A 17394-nucleotide genomic window follows, 5' to 3' on the forward strand; every position below is an offset into this window, starting at 1 on the left:
TGCGCAACGCGCCTACTTCTCGATTCAAAAGACGTTAACAGCAAATATGATCGCATTTAACGCGAAGCGTCGCTCTTGCCTCGCAGGCGTCACAGACTTAAGCACGCGTGAACACTCTGCCAATTCATCCCGCAGGCGCCGAATGAACGACAATGAAGCAGCCTGGTGGTCGGCCACTCGCGCCAAGGGCCAAAAACGCTACGTCATCTCGCGTAGCGTGCTGTTCTGCGGAGTCGCCATGGTTTTGGTAGCCGTCATGGACTTCCTCGGCTGGCAGCAACAACCGTCCGATTGGATTTGGTACCTCATTGGCTTTCTAGTCGGCGGCTATCTATTTAGCGTTTGGACGTGGAAAGGCTCAGAGCAGCAGTATCGCGCATGGCAGACGAGTCGCCTGCCAACGCCGACCTCCGCTCCTACGAAGCCTGCCGCCAGCGTTCGCCAGCCCACGACTCAATCCGGCAGCCCCGCAACGATTCCCCCGAGCGTAACCGACTTATTGCAGACTCCCTCGGAAGCACACGTTGCGGCGTTACTTGATGACGACGACGCCATCTTCCTCGTCGACTGGCGTGAAGAAGACGACGTCATTATCGAGTACTGCGAATCGATCCTCCGCACCGGCTCTCTCTCGGCCGCGATTATCGACGTCGACGCCGATCCCGGATTTGAACTCTACATCGAGTATTCGGGCAAACGGTCGAAAGTACCGCTTGTCGTCGGGCACGAAGATCGCCACATCACTCTCTATTCGCTCAATCAAGCCCTTGCTCCCGACTACGAGATCCGCGTCTGCGTCGACTCGCAAGGCAGCGACACGCTGGCATTTTTGCCGCTCCGCTCCGCACATTGGTCTACGCTCGAACAGACCTACGGTCGGCTGGTGGATAAGCATTTCCGCAAGATTACGCAGCAACCCAATCTCTTCACGGATCGGTGGTGATCGCCGAAGGCTCGCAACCCCGTCAATCTCACCACCACCGCGGCCCTCTCGAACCTTTCGAGAGGGCCGTTTTTCGTTGGCGGCCGCCACCCCAAGTGGCCGAAAATAGGGGTTCGGCAGCCAAGCGAATCGCCGCTAAAATGAAGAGAACCGGCTAGAGAAAGAGCCCGTTGCTCCCAGCGGTAAACGGCTCAGCGTCAACCGCAAGGCGGTCCCGAAGGGACCTCGCGACAATAGCCCAGCACTTCCAGTGCTGGGAACAGGCGACGCAACAGAATCGCTAGCCCCAGCGGGGCGACTGATGAGTTGACCGAAACGGACCGTGTCGCCTGAGACATACAAACCACGCGACACGACACCACTTAAAACGTTACCCACAAACAACTAACGATTAATGTCGCCAAAAACGCGAAACGCGACACAAAGCGACAGCAGCTCGGCCGCCAGGCCGCCGCAGCCAACCAAAATTCGTCCCAACTCCCCGCTACAGGTGCGGTTGCGTTCCCCGCAAGCATCTGTACATTAGTGGGGATCGTTACCAGTTTTTATCACAGTGTCTTGTTGTAGGAAGAGTTGTAGCAGTCTCGCCAGCATGAGTTTTGTGCTCGCGTCGCCGGAGGCGTCGCGAGAGGGGTCGCCTCCCGTCACCGGGGCAGCTGCGACCAACTCGGCCCAGGCCAGCGCTAGAGCGACAGAACACGCGGAAAGAACAGATGTCAGTCACGAAAGAACGCAAGAGCGAGTTGATCCAGGATTTTGGCCGTACGGGAAGCGACACCGGGTCGCCGGAGGTCCAGATTTCGATCCTGACCACCCGCATTGCGGAAATGACGACCCATCTGCAGCTTCACAAGAAAGACTTCGCCAGCCGTCGCGGCTTGCTCGGCATGGTCAGCCGGCGTCGTCGTCTGCTCGATTACGTGAAGCGGACCAATCCGCAAAAGTATCTCGATCTGTTGCAGCGTCTGGATATCCGCAAGTAACGCCTTCGCCGAACCAGTGAGCATCGCCCCCGGCAAGCTCGCCGGTCGGCCTCGCGAACTTCTCTGCGAACGCTCCCGCTGCGGGGGGCGCCGAGTCGGTACGTCGCCAACTTTGCGTGGCGCCGCGTCCCCTGCCGTCTTCATTCGGCCGCGCCGCTCATCATCGCGCTCAAGGCGCGGGTATGCTTGCGTGTTCGCGTCTCGCCCGCCGGCTGCCTGAGATTCTCAGGCCCTCGACGGGACACGGCGCTTCTGCGAACGACTCGCAACGACAAAAGTAGGAACCAAGAAATTGAAGCGTATCAAAGTTGAAAAGCAAATCGGTCAGTACACCTTCTCGATCGAAACGGGCGCCCTCGCCAAGCAAGCCGCCGGCGCCGTCACCGTTCAATATGGGGACACCGTCGTCCTCGTCGCCGCCGCGACCGACAAGCCTCGTCCCGGCATCGACTTCTTCCCGCTGACCTGCGACTACCGCGAGCGCGTCGCCGCCGCCGGTAAGTTCCCGGGCGGGTTCATCAAGCGTGAAGGTCGCCCCACGACCAAAGAAACCCTCACCGCCCGGTTGATGGATCGCCCGATCCGTCCGCTGTTCCCGGAAGGGTTCAACGACGAAGTTCAGATTCAAGCCTTCGTGATGTCGAGCGACCGTCAAACCGACGGCGACGTTCTCGCGATGAACGGCGCCGCCGCGGCCCTCGGCATTTCCGAACTGCCGTTCGAAGGCCCGCTCGGCTCGGTCCGCCTCGGCCAGATCGACGGCAAGTTCGTGCCGTTCCCGACGCAAGATGAACTTGAGGCGAGCACGCTCGACCTGATCATCTCCGGCACCAAAGACGCCGTGCTGATGATCGAAGGCTTCGGCCGTGAATTGCCCGAAGAAGAGATGACCCAGGCGATCCTCGTCGCCCACGGGTACGTCAAAGAACTCTGCGACTTGCAGCAAGAGCTGATCGACAAGATCGGCAAGCCGAAGAAGGCCTTCAGCCTGCCGGCGAACGACGGCTGCTACGACGCCCTGAAGAACGCCTTCTACGACCAAGCCCGCAAGGCGAAGCAAACGCCCGGCAAGCATGATCGCGCCGACGCGATGAAGGTCGTCAAGGAACAAGCCAAGGCCGCCCTTATTCCCGACGCTTCCGCCGAAGGCGCCTACAGCGACGCCTCGTTCTCGAAGGCTTGGCACGACCTCGAAGCGAAGATCGTCCGCGATCTGATCCTCGACGGCACCCGCGCCGACGGCCGCGATTACAAGACGCTGCGCGCCATCGAGTGCGAAGTCGATCTGCTCCCCCGCGTTCATGGTTCGGCCATGTTCCAACGCGGCGAAACGCAGGCCCTGATCACGATCACGCTCGGCACCGGCCGCGACGAGCAACGGGTCGACGGCCTGTTCGACGAGTTCTCGAAGCGGTTCATGCTCGACTACAACTTCCCGTCGTTCTCGGTCGGCGAATGCCGCCCGATTCGCGGCCCGGGTCGTCGTGAAATCGGCCACGGCGCCCTCGCCGAGCGGAGCGTCAATCCGATTCTCCCCGACCACGACGCGTTCCCCTACACGATCCGCGTGATCTCCGACATCCTCGAGTCGAACGGCTCGAGCTCGATGGCTTCGGTCTGCGGCGCCACCCTCGGCCTGATGGCTGCGGGCGTCCCGATCACGAACCCGGTCGCCGGCATCTCGGTCGGCTTGGTGAAGGACGGAGACAAGTGGGTCCTCCTCACCGACATCATCGGCGACGAAGATCACTACGGCGATATGGACTTCAAGATTGCCGGCACGCAAAACGGCATTACGGGCATCCAGCTCGACCTGAAGATCAACGGCATCAGCGAAGAAATCATCCGCGCCACGCTCGCCCAGTCGCGCGAGGCTCGGATTGAAATCCTCCGCAGCATGCTTTCAGCGATCCCGCGGCCTCGCGCCGGCGTCGCCGAGTCGGCCCCGCGTCTGTTCCGCACGCAGATCAACCCCGACAAGATCGGTCTGCTCATCGGTCCGGGCGGCAAGACGATCCGCGGCATTCAGGAAGACACGGGCGTCACGATCGACGTCGAAGAAGACGGCACCGTCACGATTGCCGGCGGCGACGAAGCCTCGGCCAAGGCTGGTCTCGCCCGCGTTGAAGCCCTCACCGCGAGCGTCCAAGTCGGCCGCATTTACGACGGCGTCGTCACCAGCGTTAAGGACTTCGGCGCCTTCGTCGAAATCCTGCCGGGCCGCGACGGCCTCTGCCACATCAGCGAACTGGCCGACGGTTACGTCGCGTCAGTCGGCGACGTTTGCAAGGTCGGCGATCACATGAAGGTGAAGGTGATCGCGGTCGACGAGCAAGACCGCGTCAAGCTGAGCCGCAAGGTCGCCATGCGTGAGCTGGCCGAGTCGGAAACCGAGACCGTCGAAGCCTAAGCTTCGCGGACTCGCTACAGTTGATGAAAAACACCTGCGGGGTCCCATTGGGACCCCGCAGCTTTGCGCTGACCAATCGCCATGACGACGCCACTCTCCACCGATGACGCCTACGAGCGGCTCATCGCCCAGTACGCCGAAATGGCGCAACTGGCCGGCGCGCTGGCCCACGAGATCAAGAACCCCCTCTCGACCATCCGGCTCAACATGGAGTTGCTCGCCGAGGATCTGGCCGAGGCCCAAACGCCCGCCCAGCGCCGCGCCGCGAAGCGGATCGACGTGATGCAGCGCGAATGCCAGCGACTGCAGGATCTGCTCGACGACTTCCTGAACTTCGCGAAGATCCGCCGACTCCATCGGCAGCCGACCGACCTGAACGCCGAGATCAACGAGACGCTCGACTTCTTCGCTCCCGAGGCCGAGGCGGCCCACGTCGAGATCGTTCGCTATCTCGATCCCGATCTGCCGCGGGTGATGCTCGACGCCGAGTCGTTTCGCAGCGCGCTGATCAACCTGCTGCTCAACGCGAAGCAAGCGATGCCGAAAGGGGGGCAGCTCGTCGTCCGCACAACGTCGGCCGGGGACTATGTCACGCTCCACCTGATCGACACCGGCGTCGGCATCGACGACAACACGGCCGCCCACATGTTCGAGGCGTTTTACTCGACGAAGCCTGGCGGCTCGGGCCTCGGCCTGCCGACGACGCTCAAGATCATCGAAGCCCACGGCGGCCGCGTGAACGTCCAAAGCCAAGTCGGCCGCGGCACGCAGTTCACGATCGAACTGCCGGCGCCGCCGCGATTGAGCGGTTAAGTTGCCTTCCCCTTTTTCAGCTACGCCGGCCCCCGTATCATCGTTAGCTATGTCGACTCCCACCGCCGCCAAAGCTGGTCCGCCGATTAAGGTGCTCGTCGTCGACGACGAGGCGGCGCACGCTGAAGCGGTCGCCGACAGCCTCGCGCGGGTCGGCTACGACTGCACCGTCGCCACGAGCGGCGCCGAGGGGATGGCGATGCTCGCCCGCGACGCCTTTGAGGTCGTCGTGACCGATCTGCGGATGAAGGACTCGACCGGCCTTGAGCTCCTCGCCAAGTCGAAGGAGCTCCTCCCCGACGCCGAGGTGATCCTCGTCACCGGCCATGGCTCGGTGCAATCGGCCGTCGAGGCGATGCAGCAAGGCGCCTTCAACTACCTGCTAAAGCCGCTCGACCTGAAGCAGCTCCGTTCGGTGGTCGACAGCGCCTCGCGAACGCAGCATCTGCGGCGAGCAAACGCCGAGCTCAATCGCCGACTCGACGAGAAGTTCGGCTTCGAAGGGGTCATCGGCAACAGCCCCCAGATGCACGACGTCGTCACCCGCCTGCAACGGATCGCCCCGACCGACGCCACCGTCCTCATTCAGGGCGAGACCGGCACCGGCAAGGAGCTAGTCGCCCAGGCGATCCACCAGAACAGCCCGCGGAAGAACCGTCCGTTCGTCGCGCTCAACTGCGCCGCGCTCAGCGAGAACATCCTCGAAAGCGAGCTGTTTGGCCACATCCGCGGGGCGTTCACCGACGCCAGCGCTGATCGCGTCGGCAAGTTCGAGTACGCCAGCGGCGGGACGCTGTTCCTCGACGAGGTCGGCGACATGCCGCTGCCGACGCAAATCAAACTGCTGCGGGTCCTCGAAAGCGGCGAGATCACTCGCGTCGGCTCGAACGAACCGGTCAAAGTCAATGTACGGATCCTCTCGGCCACCAATCGCGATCTTGAGGAAGCGATCAAAAGCGGCACGTTCCGCGAAGATCTCTACCATCGGTTGAAGGTGCTTACGGTCCGCCTGCCGCGGCTGAGCGAACGCTCGCAAGACATTCCGCTGCTGATCGAACACTTCATCCAGCTTCACAGCGCGCGGCATCACAAGAAGATCAAAAGCATGACGACCGCCGCGCGACGGCGGCTGATGGCGTTCAACTGGCCCGGCAACGTCCGGCAGCTGAAGAACGCGATCGAGAGCATGGTGGTGGTCGACTTCGACGAAGTGCTCGACGTGGACGACTTACCGCCGGAACTACTCACGCCGGGCGAACAACCCGAACCGGTTGGCGCGAGCGCCGGCCTCGGCGAACTCGTCGGCCGGCCGATGGCCGAGATCGAAGGGCTGTTCATCGCCGAGACGCTCAAGTCGACCGGCGGCAACCGCGAGGAAGCGGCCGAGATGCTCGGAATTGGCGAGCGGACGCTCTATCGGAAGATTAAAGAATACGGACTGAATTAAGGAAGCCAGTCAGTTGCCCGTGGTCCGTTGTCAGTTGCAAAAAGGCTGGTGACATTCCCCAGCAACTGACAACGGACCACTGACCACGGACGAAGTTCAATGCCAACCATTCGCCAACTGCCGCCGAGCGTCGTCAACAAGATCGCCGCGGGCGAGGTGATCGAACGGCCGGCGAGCGTGGTGAAGGAACTCGTCGAGAACTCGCTCGACGCCGGCTCGCGGCGGGTCGACGTCACGGTAGAGCAGGGGGGAACCGAGCTGATCCGCGTCGTCGACGACGGCTGCGGCGTGGCGCCCGAGCAGCTTGAACTCGCCCTCGCCAGCCACGCGACGAGCAAGATCATCGACGCCGACGATCTGTTCCGCGTCGCCACGCTAGGCTTCCGCGGCGAAGCACTCGCCTCGATCGCGGCGGTGAGCCGGCTGACGTTTCGCAGCCGCCCCGTCGATGCGCCGCTGGCGACGGAGCTCGAAGTCGTCGGCGGAGCCGCGGAACCGCTCCGCCCGACCGGCGGTCCCTGCGGCACGACCGTAGAGGTCCGGAACCTGTTCTTCAACACGCCGGTGCGGCAGAAGTTCTTGCGAACGACGCAGACCGAGATGGGCCATCTCACCGAGGCGCTCACGCGGCTCGCACTCGCTCATCCGCACGTCCACTTCACGCTCAACCATGGCGGCCGGCTCATTCACGACCTCCCGCCGGGCGACGCGAGGCAACGGATCGCGGCGCTGTTGGGGCAAGATCTGGCCGACAGCTTGATCTCGATCGAGAGCGCCGAAGACGACATCTCGCTGCAAGGCTTCGTCGCGAACCCGACCCACAGCCGGCCGAACAATCGCCTGCAGTACCTCTTCCTCAATGGCCGCTTCATTCGCGACCGCTCGCTGCAGCACGCCCTCGGCGAGGCGTATCGCGGCCTGCTGCTAACGGGCCGCTTCCCTGTCTGCTTTCTCCATCTGCAAATGCCGGCGGCGGCGGTCGACGTCAACGTTCACCCGACGAAGCTTGAGGTTCGCTTCCAGGATGGCGGCCGCGTCTACAGCCAGCTGCTCGGCACGCTCCGCACTAAGTTCTTGTCGACTGACTTAATCGCCCGCGCGTCGAGTCCATCAAGCGGTAGCGCCGACGACGATGAGATCATGGCCGCCACACCCGCGGCGTCGCAGGGGCTGTGGGATTGGGCGAAACGGCAACTCGGTCCCGCCACGGGCGACGGCCAAGTGCCGGAGTTCGTCCCCTTCGCCGATCGCGACCAGCGCAACGCGTTGCAACTCCATCGCGTCGCGCCCATGCCGTTCGGCGGGCGCTCGCCGGCGCCGCACGGTTCCGCGTCGCCGCTGGCGGCAGACGAAGCCAACCGCAACCTCGCAGACAACGCAGCAGCAACCGACGAAAACCCCTTCCGCGCCGAGTACGCCCGCTCCACCGGCGAGCGGTTCGACGAACCGCACGCCGGCGTCGAGTCGCTCCGCGCTCCGCGGGCCCTGCAGATCCACAACCGCTACCTCGTCACCGAGACTGAAGAAGGGCTCGAGGTGATTGACCAGCACGCCCTCCACGAGCGGATCCTCTACGAAGCCCTCCGCGAGCGGGTCCTCGCCGGCGCCGTCGAGAGCCAGCGGCTGCTCGTCCCCGAACCGGTCGACCTCGCCGCCAGCGAAGCGGCCGCCGCCGTCGAGAACCGCGAGGTACTGGCCAAGCTCGGCATGGAGGTCGAGGGGTTTGGCGGCGAGACGGTACTCGTTTCCTCCTATCCGGCGATGCTCGCGAACCTCGCCCCTGCGGAGGTTCTCCGCACGTTGGTGGAGCAGATTCTGGCAGGCGGAAAAACGCCCGATTCCCGCGACGTGCTCGACGAACTCCTCCACATGATCGCCTGCAAGGCGGCCGTCAAATACGGCGATCGCCTCACCCCGCAGGAAATCGAGGCCCTCCTGGAGCAGCGGGGGCTCGCCCAGGACCACCATCATTGCCCGCACGGCCGGCCCACCGCCCTAATTTTCACGCGCGAACAGCTCGACCGGCAATTCAAGCGGATTTGATCGATCGGGCCGATTGGTTCACAATGGACCGGCTATGGCCCGCCCCCGAGGGTCAAGCATCCTTCTTGCGAGTGTAGAGCCCCCATGATCTGCGTTGCCATTGGTCGTAGCCGCCACAAACATATCATGGCCGAGCATCAGCATCTGGCTGAGCAAGGCGCCAAGATGGTCGAGCTGCGCCTCGACTACGTCGCCGGCAAAGTAAACATCCGCCGGCTGATGGCAGGCCGCCCCGAGGGGTGCCAGGTGATCATCACCTGCCGCCGCAAAGAGGACGGCGGCAAGTGGCCCGGCTCCGAGGAAGCGCGGCTGCTCCTGCTGCGCGAGGCGATCGCCGAGGGGGTCGATTACGTTGACCTCGAAGAAGACATTGCCGGGCAGATCCCGCGGTTCGGCCGGACGAAGCGGATCGTCAGCTACCACAACTTCCGTAAGACGCCTGACGACCTCCGCGACCTCCACGCGCGGATGACGCAGCTCAATCCCGACATCATCAAGCTCGCTACGATGGCGAACTCGCCGCACGACAACCTGCGGATGCTCGAGATGATGCAGGAGAGCGAGATTCCGACCGTCGGCATGTGCATGGGCGACATCGGTACGCCGTCGCGAATTCTGGCCGGCAAGTTTGGCGCTCCGTTCACCTACGCGACGTTCCACCACGAGCGGACGCTCGCTCCCGGTCAGCTCAGCTTCAAGCAGATGACCGACATCTACAACTACGAGCGGATCGGCGCCAACACCACCGTCTTCGGGGTCATCGCCGACCCGGTCGGTCATAGCCTAAGCCCGCACGTTCATAACGCGGCGTTCCAGGCAGCGGGGATCGACGCGGTCTACGTGCCGTTCCGCGTCCCGGCCGATGCGCTCGCGCTGTTCATGGAAGACGCGACCCGGCTCGGCATCAAAGGACTCAGCGTCACGATTCCGCACAAAGAACAGATCGCCCGCAGCCTCACCAAGGTCGACCCGGCGGTGAAGAGCATTGCCGCGGTGAACACGGCGATTTTCGACGGCCAGGAAATCATTGGCTACAACACCGACTACAACGCTGCAATGGACTGCCTGGAGCACGCTCTTGGCGAAGTCGGCTCCGATCCGAGTCCGCTCAAAGGCAAGCGCGTGCTGGTGCTCGGCGCCGGCGGGGTCGCGCGACCGATCGTGTTCGGGCTGCGGAAGCGGGGAGCGACGATCACCATCGCCTCGCGGACGATGCCGCGGGCCGAACGGCTGGCGAACACGTTCGAGGCGAAGGCGATCGACTGGGAAGCGCGGCATCGCGGCCCGTGCGACGTGATCGTCAATTGCACGCCGATCGGCATGCATCCCAACGTCGACGAATCGCCGATCCAAAAAACCTTCCTCAAGCCGAACATGCTGGTGTTCGACACGGTCTACAATCCCGAGTCGACGCTGCTGATCAAGGACGCCCGGTCGCGCAATTGCGCGACGGTCACCGGCGTCGAGATGTTCGTGCGACAGGCGATGCTGCAGTTCTTCCTGTTCACGCGGCAGGAAGCCCCCGCCGAGTTGATGCGGGAAGTCCTCAAGCGGGCGATCGGTCCCGTGAAGTACTTCCCGCCCGCAGCGGAGCGGCAAGAGCCGGAAGAGGAAATCGATTTGCCGATGGACGAGTCGGACGAAGGTTAGTCCGCCAATTCAAAAAAACAGAATACATTCAACACAGAGGACACGGAGAACACAGAGAAGAAGGCGAAACGTGGCATCACCTCTATGTCTTCTCTGTGTCCTCTGTGCTCTCTGTGTTGAAAACCTCATCAATATCTTTGCTTAGGGGTTTGAACCCTTTGCGTCGCCGTCTTATGAGCCCTCAATCCATCGCCTTGATCGGCTATCGCGGCAGCGGCAAGACGGCCGTCGCCCAGGCGCTCGCCGCGCGCCTCGGTTGGGAATGGGTCGACGCCGACGTCGAGGTCGAAGAGCGGGCGGGCAAGTCAATCGCCGCGATTTTTGCCGACGACGGCGAAACGTCGTTCCGCGATCTTGAGGCGATCGTCGTAGATCTCCTCTGCTTGCGGAAGCAAACTGTCGTCGCTCTTGGCGGCGGCGCGATCTTGCGGGAGGTGAATCGCAAGGCGATCCGCGGTTGCGGCGCCGTCGTCTGGCTGCAGGCTTCGGTCGAGACGCTGGAAGCCCGCATCACGGGCGATCCCGCCACCGCCGCGCGCCGCCCGAACCTGACCGCAGGCGGCGGCCGGGCCGAGATTTCTCGCCTTTTGACCGAGCGGACGCCCCATTATCGGGCATGTGCTACGCTTGAGGTCGATACCGAAGATAAGAGCCTGGCCGATATTGCCGACGAAATCGTCGCGGCGCTCGGTCAGGCATAACCTCTCGATAGAGTTCAAGAAAAACATTTAACACAGAGAGCACAGAGGACACAGAGAAGAAGTCATTGCGGTTGCTTGGCATTGCGTTTCTCTGTGCTCTCTGTGTCCTCTGTGTTGAAGCCTTTCTTCTGAACTTTCATTCGCACCGTTCACTCCAGCGACTGCATGATGCTCGCCCCGCCGCTTTGGATCGGACTCCTCATCGCCGCCGTCGCCGGCTTGGCCGCCGGCGCCTACGTCAATTGGGCGACCTACGCCCTCGCTTGGAACCGCCGGCTGATCTCGCCCTGGTCGCCCCCGCATGAACGGGCGCCCGCGCGGCGACTCAGCGATCGCATTCCGGTGTGGGGCTGGTTTGGATTGCGGCGCGAGGCGAAGGTGCATGGCGCCGGTTTTTGGCTGCGGCCGCTATGCGTCGAAATCACGACGGCAGGAATGTGGGCGGCCCTCTACTGGTGGGAAGTCGAACGGCAGGGGCTACTGCACCACCAATTCGAAGCGCTCGTCGGCGGCGCGCTGCAACCGGGCGTGCTCGTCGCCCCGGAGTCGATCACGCTGGCGACGTTCGTCTCGCATGCGCTGCTGATGACGCTGATGCTCGCCGCGAGCTTGATCGACTTCGATGAAAAAACGATCCCCGACGGCGTGACGACGCCCGGCACGTTGCTCGCGCTGCTGCTGGCGGCCGCACTGCCAATGTCGCTGCTGCCGCATGCCGCGGAGCGGAGCTTAACGCCAGTCGCAGGCGTCGAGATCGCCGTGCCGCTGCCACCGGAGGCGATGAAGGGCAGCGCGCTCTACGTCGAGCCGCTGTCGCTCGTCGCGCCGCATCCTTGGCCAACTTGGCTCGGCGGCGCGCCGCAAACGACAGGGCTGTGGATCGGTCTCGCCTGCTACGCCATTTGGTGGATTGCGCTGACGCCGCGGATCATGCGCTGGCGCCGCGGGCTGGTATTCGGGCTGCGCGTGCTCACGGCCCGTTCGCTGCGAGAGCTCCTGCGGCCCGATTCGGCGCTCATCGGCGTCTGCGGATTCGCCGGCATCGCGGCCATTTGGTACCGCGGCGGGGCAGGGTGGCTGGGGCTGCTTACGGCGCTCGTCGGCATGATCGGCGGCAGCGCCATGGTGTGGGCCGTGCGCATCGTCGGCCGCGTCGCGCTCCGCAAAGAAGCGATGGGCTTCGGCGACGTCACGCTCATGATGATGATCGGCGCCTTCCTCGGCTGGCAGCCCACGATCTTCATTTTCTTCATCGCGCCGTTTGCGGGGCTCGTCATCGGCTTCACGAAGTTCATCTTCCGCCGCGACGACATGATTCCCTACGGCCCATTCCTGTGCCTCGCCACGGCCGTGGTGACGGTGTGGTGGGCCTGGTTCTGGAACCAGGAGCCAGGGAGCTATCAATCGATCTTCGAACTTGGCTGGCTGCTGCCGTCGGTACTGGCGATCGGCGTCGTCATGCTAGGCGCGATGCTGGTCATTTGGCGAAATATCAAGGAAGCGATTTGGGGCGTGGAAGAGGAGTGGGCCGAGTAGCCCTTCAACCATGCGTCGATTGTTCGAGACGATTACTGAGTTCGATACAGACGCCGCCCGCGAGGCGCTGCGTCGGCACCGCTACGGCGTCATCGAAGCCACCGGCGGCCGCGTAACGGCGATCCACCTACGTCCCTGGCCGAAGCTCCTGTCGTGGTCGGAGTTCTGGCCCACCAGCAGCCGCTACCACGCGCGCGGCGAGGGGGATCGCTGCCTGATCTACTACAACCAGCCGCTGGGGCACTCGAATTACCTCGCGCTGAAGTACATCGTCTCGACCGCTGGCTCCTCTTACGCGACGTTTTGTGCGGCGGTGAACGAGCTCGACCGCATTGCCGAGCTGAAGCGGAGCGACGCCCTCTTGTGCGACGCGGCGAACGTGCGGCTCAGCGATCGCTTGTTCGCCCGCTTCGGCTGGGAACCGCATGCCGCCTCACGCTGGCATCGCAATTTTATCAAGCGGTTTTATGGGGCGTATCCGGCAGGACGTGGCGGCTGAGCGGGTGGCTGTCAGTCGTCCGTGGTCAGTCGTCAGTTGCTGAATGCGGGGAAAATGAACCCGGCAGCAGCCGCAACTGACCACGGACCACTGACAACGGACAGCTAGCATCTATTACAACCGCCCTTGCTCCATGCTCGCGGCGATGCTACCGTTCGCCCGCTTCGAGACCCCACCCATCACGCCGCCTGTCACTCGCGCCGTGCACCGCACCGTTCTTACCATCGCGACGCTCGCCTTCCTTGCCGGTTGCGGCAAGCTGTCGATTGCGCCCAATCAGCAGCAAGCGCAGCTCGCGATGCAGCAGCAGGTCACGACCCTGGCTCAGCAGAACACCGAGTATCAAGCGCGGGCCGCCTCGCTCGACAAGAACAATCAAGAGCTTGAGTCGCTGCTTGCCCAGTCGCGGCAGCAGGTGCAGTTGTTGACCGATGAAGTTGGCGCCACGCGGACACAGTTGCAAACGACGACCGATCAACTGCTCGCGATGCGGACAAGCAACGAAGAGCTCAATAAGATGAGCACGCAGTTGGTCGCCACGTCGAACAAACGGGCCGGCGCCGAGATCCGTCCGAACAACACGCTGCTGAAGAATCTTTCCGTCAAGCAGATCCCCGGCGTCGAAGTGCGGCAAGACGGCGACGTCGTGCGGGTCGAGATTCCCGCCGATCGCGTCTTCATGCCGGGCAGCAATTACTTTCAGAACGGCGGCGAGCAACTGCTTGACAACGTCGCCGCCGATCTGCGGCAGAACTTCCCCGATAACCTGATCGGCATCGAGGGTCACACCGACGACGGCGCGACCCACTCGCAGCAATTCCCGACAAACCACCATCTGTCGGCCGCCCAGGCGCTGGCCGTCTACAACTCGCTGGCTCAGAAGCAAGTCATGGCGCCGAACCAGCTCTTCGTCATCGGCCACGGCGGGAATCACCCGGTCGTGTCGAATTCGAGCGACGCCGGCAAAGCGCGGAATCGCCGCGTCGAGTTCGTGATCTATCCGGAACGGCTTGCCTCTCGCTAGCAGCCCCGGGTCAACGACCCGCCGGAGCGAACTCGTCGATGCGTTGCCTACCGCTGCTTCCGACACATGCGAACTGAAGCGATTTAGCTGTTAACTCCAACGATCAACGCTCCGGCGGGTCGTTGACTCGCGGCTACTGTTCGGCGGCGAGGATTGCGTCGACGACGCCGGCCGTTGTGTAGGGATCGGCGATGGCTGAAACCTCGTAACCGGCGTCGGTGAGGACGCCCGCCGTCAGCGGGCTGATCGCGACGAGCTTTGTTTGCTTGAGATCAGCGCCGAACATCGCGATCAGCGACCGAGCGATCGCCGAGCTCGTGACGGTCGTCCACTCGATGCGGCCCTCCCGCAACGCGTCGGCGATCTCGGGATCTGGCGTCGTGACGTCGCGGCTTTGGTAGACGACCGCTTGCCGCACGGTCGCTCCGGCCGCTGTAAGCGTTTCGGCCAACACTTCGCGGCCACGGCTCGCCCGCAGCAACAAGATGTTCGCCCCTTTCGCTGCCGGCGCGAGGGCCTCCGCCAGCGATTCGGCTCGGTATTCCTCCGGCAGCAAGTCGGCGTGTAAGTGATACTCACGCAGCGCCTCGGCCGTGCCGGGCCCGATCGCCGCGATCTTGCAGCCGCCAAGCGCCCGCAGGTCGAGCTTGTGGGTCGCCAATCGATCGAGGAAGTAACGGACGCCGTTGGAACTGGAAAAGACGAGCCATTCGAACGACGCCAACTCGCGAATCGCGGCGTCGGCGGCCAACCAATCGGCGGGCGGGCCGATCTCGATTGCCGGCTGGTAGTAGACAGCGGCGCCGAGTTCGGTGAGCGCTTCGACCAACCCCTCGGATTGCCCAGCGGGCCGCGTTACTAAGATCGACCGCCCCACGAGCGGCCGCGCGGCGAACCAGTCGGAAGCCGACCGCGCCGCGACCGCTTCGCCCACGATCACGATCGCCGGCGGCCGCACCTTGCCTGGCGCGAGCACCGTCGCGAGTTCGCCAAGCGTCGTCGTCAGCGCCTGCTGCTGCGGCCAACTCGCGCGGCGGACGATCGCCACCGGCGTATCGCGGGGCTTGCCATGGGCGATCAGCTCGGCCGACCACTGCGGCGCCGAAGTCACTCCCATGTAGAAGACGAGCGTACCGGGAAAGCGGGCGAGCCCCGCCATGTCGAACGAGTCTTCACGGTCGCGCGACTGCTGGCCAGTCACCAGCGCGACGCATGACGCCGAGTCGCGATGCGTGAGTGGGATGCCGGTATAGCTGCTGGCCGCTTGGGCGGAGGAGATGCCAGGGATGACTTCGTACGGCACGCCCGCCGCGTCGAGCGCCGCCAGTTCTTCCGCGGTGCGGCCGAAGATCGCGGGATCGCCACCCTTGAGCCGAGCGACAATCTTGCCAGCCCGCGCGGCGGCGATCATTTGCTCGTGAATCTCGTCCTGCGTCACCAGCCGCCCGTGGCCATGGCGGCCGAGGCAACAAAGTTCGGCGTCGGGGCGAGCGTATTGGAGGATCCTGGGGTTCACCAGGTAGTCGTAGAGCACCACCTCGGCCTCGCCGAGCCGCTGGCGGCCGCGCAAGGTGAGCAGCCCTGGATCCCCAGGACCGGCTCCGATGAGGTATGCTTTACCGGTGGATTTTGCCATTTATGAGGTTGGTACGGCGTTGCGGCGGGTAAAGCGGCCACAACATTGCTGGGGCCTGGGCTGCTGTTAGAATAGCAACCAGAGGCCCGGCTTGCGCATCAGCGCGAGCCGAAGATTCGTTTCGCTTTTCAGTGCACGCCCGGAACCGGCACGGCTTACATGGCGACGGATTCGCAAACTGCTCCGCTCTCCGCCCCGCGCGGACCTGCTCCCCTCGCGCCGAGCGTACGTCATCGCCTCACCAAGACGTACGAGCACGCCCAGCGCTGCGTCGAGAAGGGGGACCACGAGTACGCCAACGAGCTCTACACGCAGTGCGTATCAGAGGATCCGGCGAACGTCGTCTACTTGCAGGCGTTTCTGACGAACCTCCACAAGAAATACAACAACAATAAAAAGGGCGCCAAGCTCGCCGCCCTGAAGGTGAAGTCCTACCGCTCGGCGATGGCGAAGGCGGCTCAGCAAGGACTGTGGCTGCAAGCGTTCACCGCCGGCTGCGGGGCGCTCGCCCTCAACCCGTGGGACATCCAATCGCTGCTGGCGATGGCTTCAGCCTGCAACGAACTGCATGTCGACGAAGCGCAGCTCAGCTACCTCCGCCGGGCGCTCGACGTCGACGGCAAAGACCCGGTGGTGAACCGGCAAGCCGCGCTCGCGCTGCAGCGGATGGGGCAGTTCGACCAATCGATCGCCTGTTGGCATCGCGTCGAACAGGCCAAGCCGCACGACGAGGAAGCGCAGCAGGCGATTCGCAATCTATCTGTTGAGAGAACCATCCATCGGGGCGGATACGATCCGGCGCTACTCGGCGGGAAGCAGGCGAGCGACGGCTCTGTTTCAACGGGATCGATGACTGTCGCGCGACTGTCGAAGTCGGGCGAGGAGACCGAGGAAGAGGCGGCCGAGCGAGCCCTCGCTCCGGAGGAACGCTACAAGGCTCAAATCGCCAAAGATCCCTCGTCGATCGAAGCTTACTTTCGGTTGGCAGACCTATACCTGCACGACGGCCGACTCGACGACGCCCAGCAGGCGCTCGACCTCGCCAATCAAGCGAGCGGCGGCGGCCAGCTGTCGGTCCGCGAGCGGCTGGAAGACCTGCAAGTCCGCCGCGCTGCCAGCCAACTCGCGTCGGCTCAGAAGTTCTTCGAATCGCAAAACACCCCGGAAGCGAAGCAGCTCTTTGACCGGGCCCGCGCCCAGGCGAACCAGGTCGAACTGGAGGTCTTCGCCGCCCGGGTCGACCGCGATCCGCACAATCCGCGGCTGCAGTTCGAGCTGGGCCAGCGGCTGAAACGAGCCGGCAAGACGAAGCAGGCGATCACCGCCCTCCAGGCCGCCCGCAGCGAACCGAAGCGGAAGGCCCTCGTCCTGCTCGAATTGGGCGAATGTTTCCAAAAAATCGAGCAGTACAAGCTCGCCCTGTCCCACTACGAACAGGCCCTCGAGGCTGTCGAGCCGGGCGACCAGGAAGTGCGGAAACTGGCCCTTTACCGGGCCGGCGTGCTCGCCACGGGCCTCCGGGAGCTCGACCGGGCGGAGCGGCATTTGGCCGATTTGGCCGGTATGGATTATGGCTACCGGGATGTGTCAGACCGGCTAGACAAGATCGCCTCGTTACGCGATAGTGGTTGATTCGCCAGACGGCCGTAGGCCGATCATGGGTGTGTGCGGCGTACGAGGCGCCGCCAGCCGATCCGAATTCTCAGACC

13 protein-coding genes are annotated in these 17394 nt (G+C 63.8%); 12 read left to right on the forward strand and 1 reads right to left on the reverse strand.

Annotation, left to right across the window (positions count from 1 at the left end; all coding sequences use genetic code 11):
• Positions 1-142: 142 nt before the first annotated feature.
• The 11 genes from PLANPX_RS16095 to PLANPX_RS16145 all read left to right on the forward strand — a co-directional run bounded on the left by PLANPX_RS16095 (position 143) and on the right by PLANPX_RS16145 (position 14049).
• Positions 143-943, forward strand: a complete 801-nt coding sequence (locus PLANPX_RS16095; RefSeq protein ID WP_152099715.1) for a hypothetical protein — start codon at positions 143-145, stop codon at positions 941-943.
• Positions 944-1656: 713 nt separating this feature from the next.
• Positions 1657-1926, forward strand: a complete 270-nt coding sequence (gene rpsO / locus PLANPX_RS16100) for a 30S ribosomal protein S15 (RefSeq protein ID WP_152099716.1) — start codon at positions 1657-1659, stop codon at positions 1924-1926.
• Between the two features lie 292 nt (positions 1927-2218).
• Positions 2219-4336, forward strand: coding sequence for a polyribonucleotide nucleotidyltransferase (gene pnp, locus PLANPX_RS16105; protein WP_152099717.1), 2118 nt, complete (start codon positions 2219-2221; stop codon positions 4334-4336).
• An 81-nt stretch (positions 4337-4417) separates the two neighbouring features.
• Positions 4418-5149 carry a two-component system sensor histidine kinase NtrB gene (locus tag PLANPX_RS16110; protein WP_152099718.1) on the forward strand — a complete coding sequence of 244 codons (732 nt, stop codon included), beginning with the start codon at positions 4418-4420 and terminating at the stop codon, positions 5147-5149.
• 49 nt (positions 5150-5198) lie between these two features.
• A complete protein-coding gene (locus tag PLANPX_RS16115) occupies positions 5199-6596 on the forward strand; it encodes a sigma-54-dependent transcriptional regulator (RefSeq protein ID WP_152099719.1) in 1398 nt (465 codons plus the stop codon).
• A gap of 99 nt (positions 6597-6695) precedes the next feature.
• Complete coding sequence (mutL, locus tag PLANPX_RS16120; protein WP_152099720.1) at positions 6696-8639, forward strand: DNA mismatch repair endonuclease MutL; 1944 nt, start codon at positions 6696-6698, stop codon at positions 8637-8639.
• Positions 8640-8723: 84 nt separating this feature from the next.
• The gene (gene aroE, locus PLANPX_RS16125; RefSeq protein ID WP_152099721.1) at positions 8724-10289 is read left to right on the forward strand and encodes a shikimate dehydrogenase; all 1566 of its coding nucleotides are present in this window, start codon (positions 8724-8726) and stop codon (positions 10287-10289) included.
• 173 nt (positions 10290-10462) lie between these two features.
• On the forward strand, positions 10463-10990 hold the full coding sequence (locus tag PLANPX_RS16130) for a shikimate kinase (protein WP_152099722.1): 528 nt from the start codon (positions 10463-10465) through the stop codon (positions 10988-10990).
• Between the two features lie 165 nt (positions 10991-11155).
• The gene (locus PLANPX_RS16135; protein WP_152099723.1) at positions 11156-12526 is read left to right on the forward strand and encodes a prepilin peptidase; all 1371 of its coding nucleotides are present in this window, start codon (positions 11156-11158) and stop codon (positions 12524-12526) included.
• A 10-nt stretch (positions 12527-12536) separates the two neighbouring features.
• Positions 12537-13025: a hypothetical protein gene (locus PLANPX_RS16140; RefSeq protein WP_152099724.1), complete on the forward strand. Its 489-nt coding sequence runs from the start codon at positions 12537-12539 to the stop codon at positions 13023-13025.
• Positions 13026-13227: 202 nt separating this feature from the next.
• Entirely contained in the window at positions 13228-14049 is an 822-nt protein-coding gene (locus PLANPX_RS16145) for an OmpA/MotB family protein (RefSeq protein ID WP_172992106.1), read from the forward strand.
• Positions 14050-14182: 133 nt separating this feature from the next.
• On the opposite strand, the gene cobA is transcribed toward PLANPX_RS16145, so the two are convergent.
• Positions 14183-15685 (reverse strand): uroporphyrinogen-III C-methyltransferase, encoded by a 1503-nt coding sequence (cobA, locus tag PLANPX_RS16150; protein ID WP_152099726.1) that lies wholly within the window; start codon positions 15683-15685, stop codon positions 14183-14185.
• A 159-nt stretch (positions 15686-15844) separates the two neighbouring features.
• Between cobA and PLANPX_RS16155 the strand changes: the two genes are divergently transcribed.
• Complete coding sequence (locus tag PLANPX_RS16155; RefSeq protein ID WP_152099727.1) at positions 15845-17317, forward strand: tetratricopeptide repeat protein; 1473 nt, start codon at positions 15845-15847, stop codon at positions 17315-17317.
• The last annotated feature ends 77 nt before the right edge of the window (positions 17318-17394 follow it).

The organism is Lacipirellula parvula, assembly GCF_009177095.1.
GTDB lineage: Bacteria > Planctomycetota > Planctomycetia > Pirellulales > Lacipirellulaceae > Lacipirellula > Lacipirellula parvula.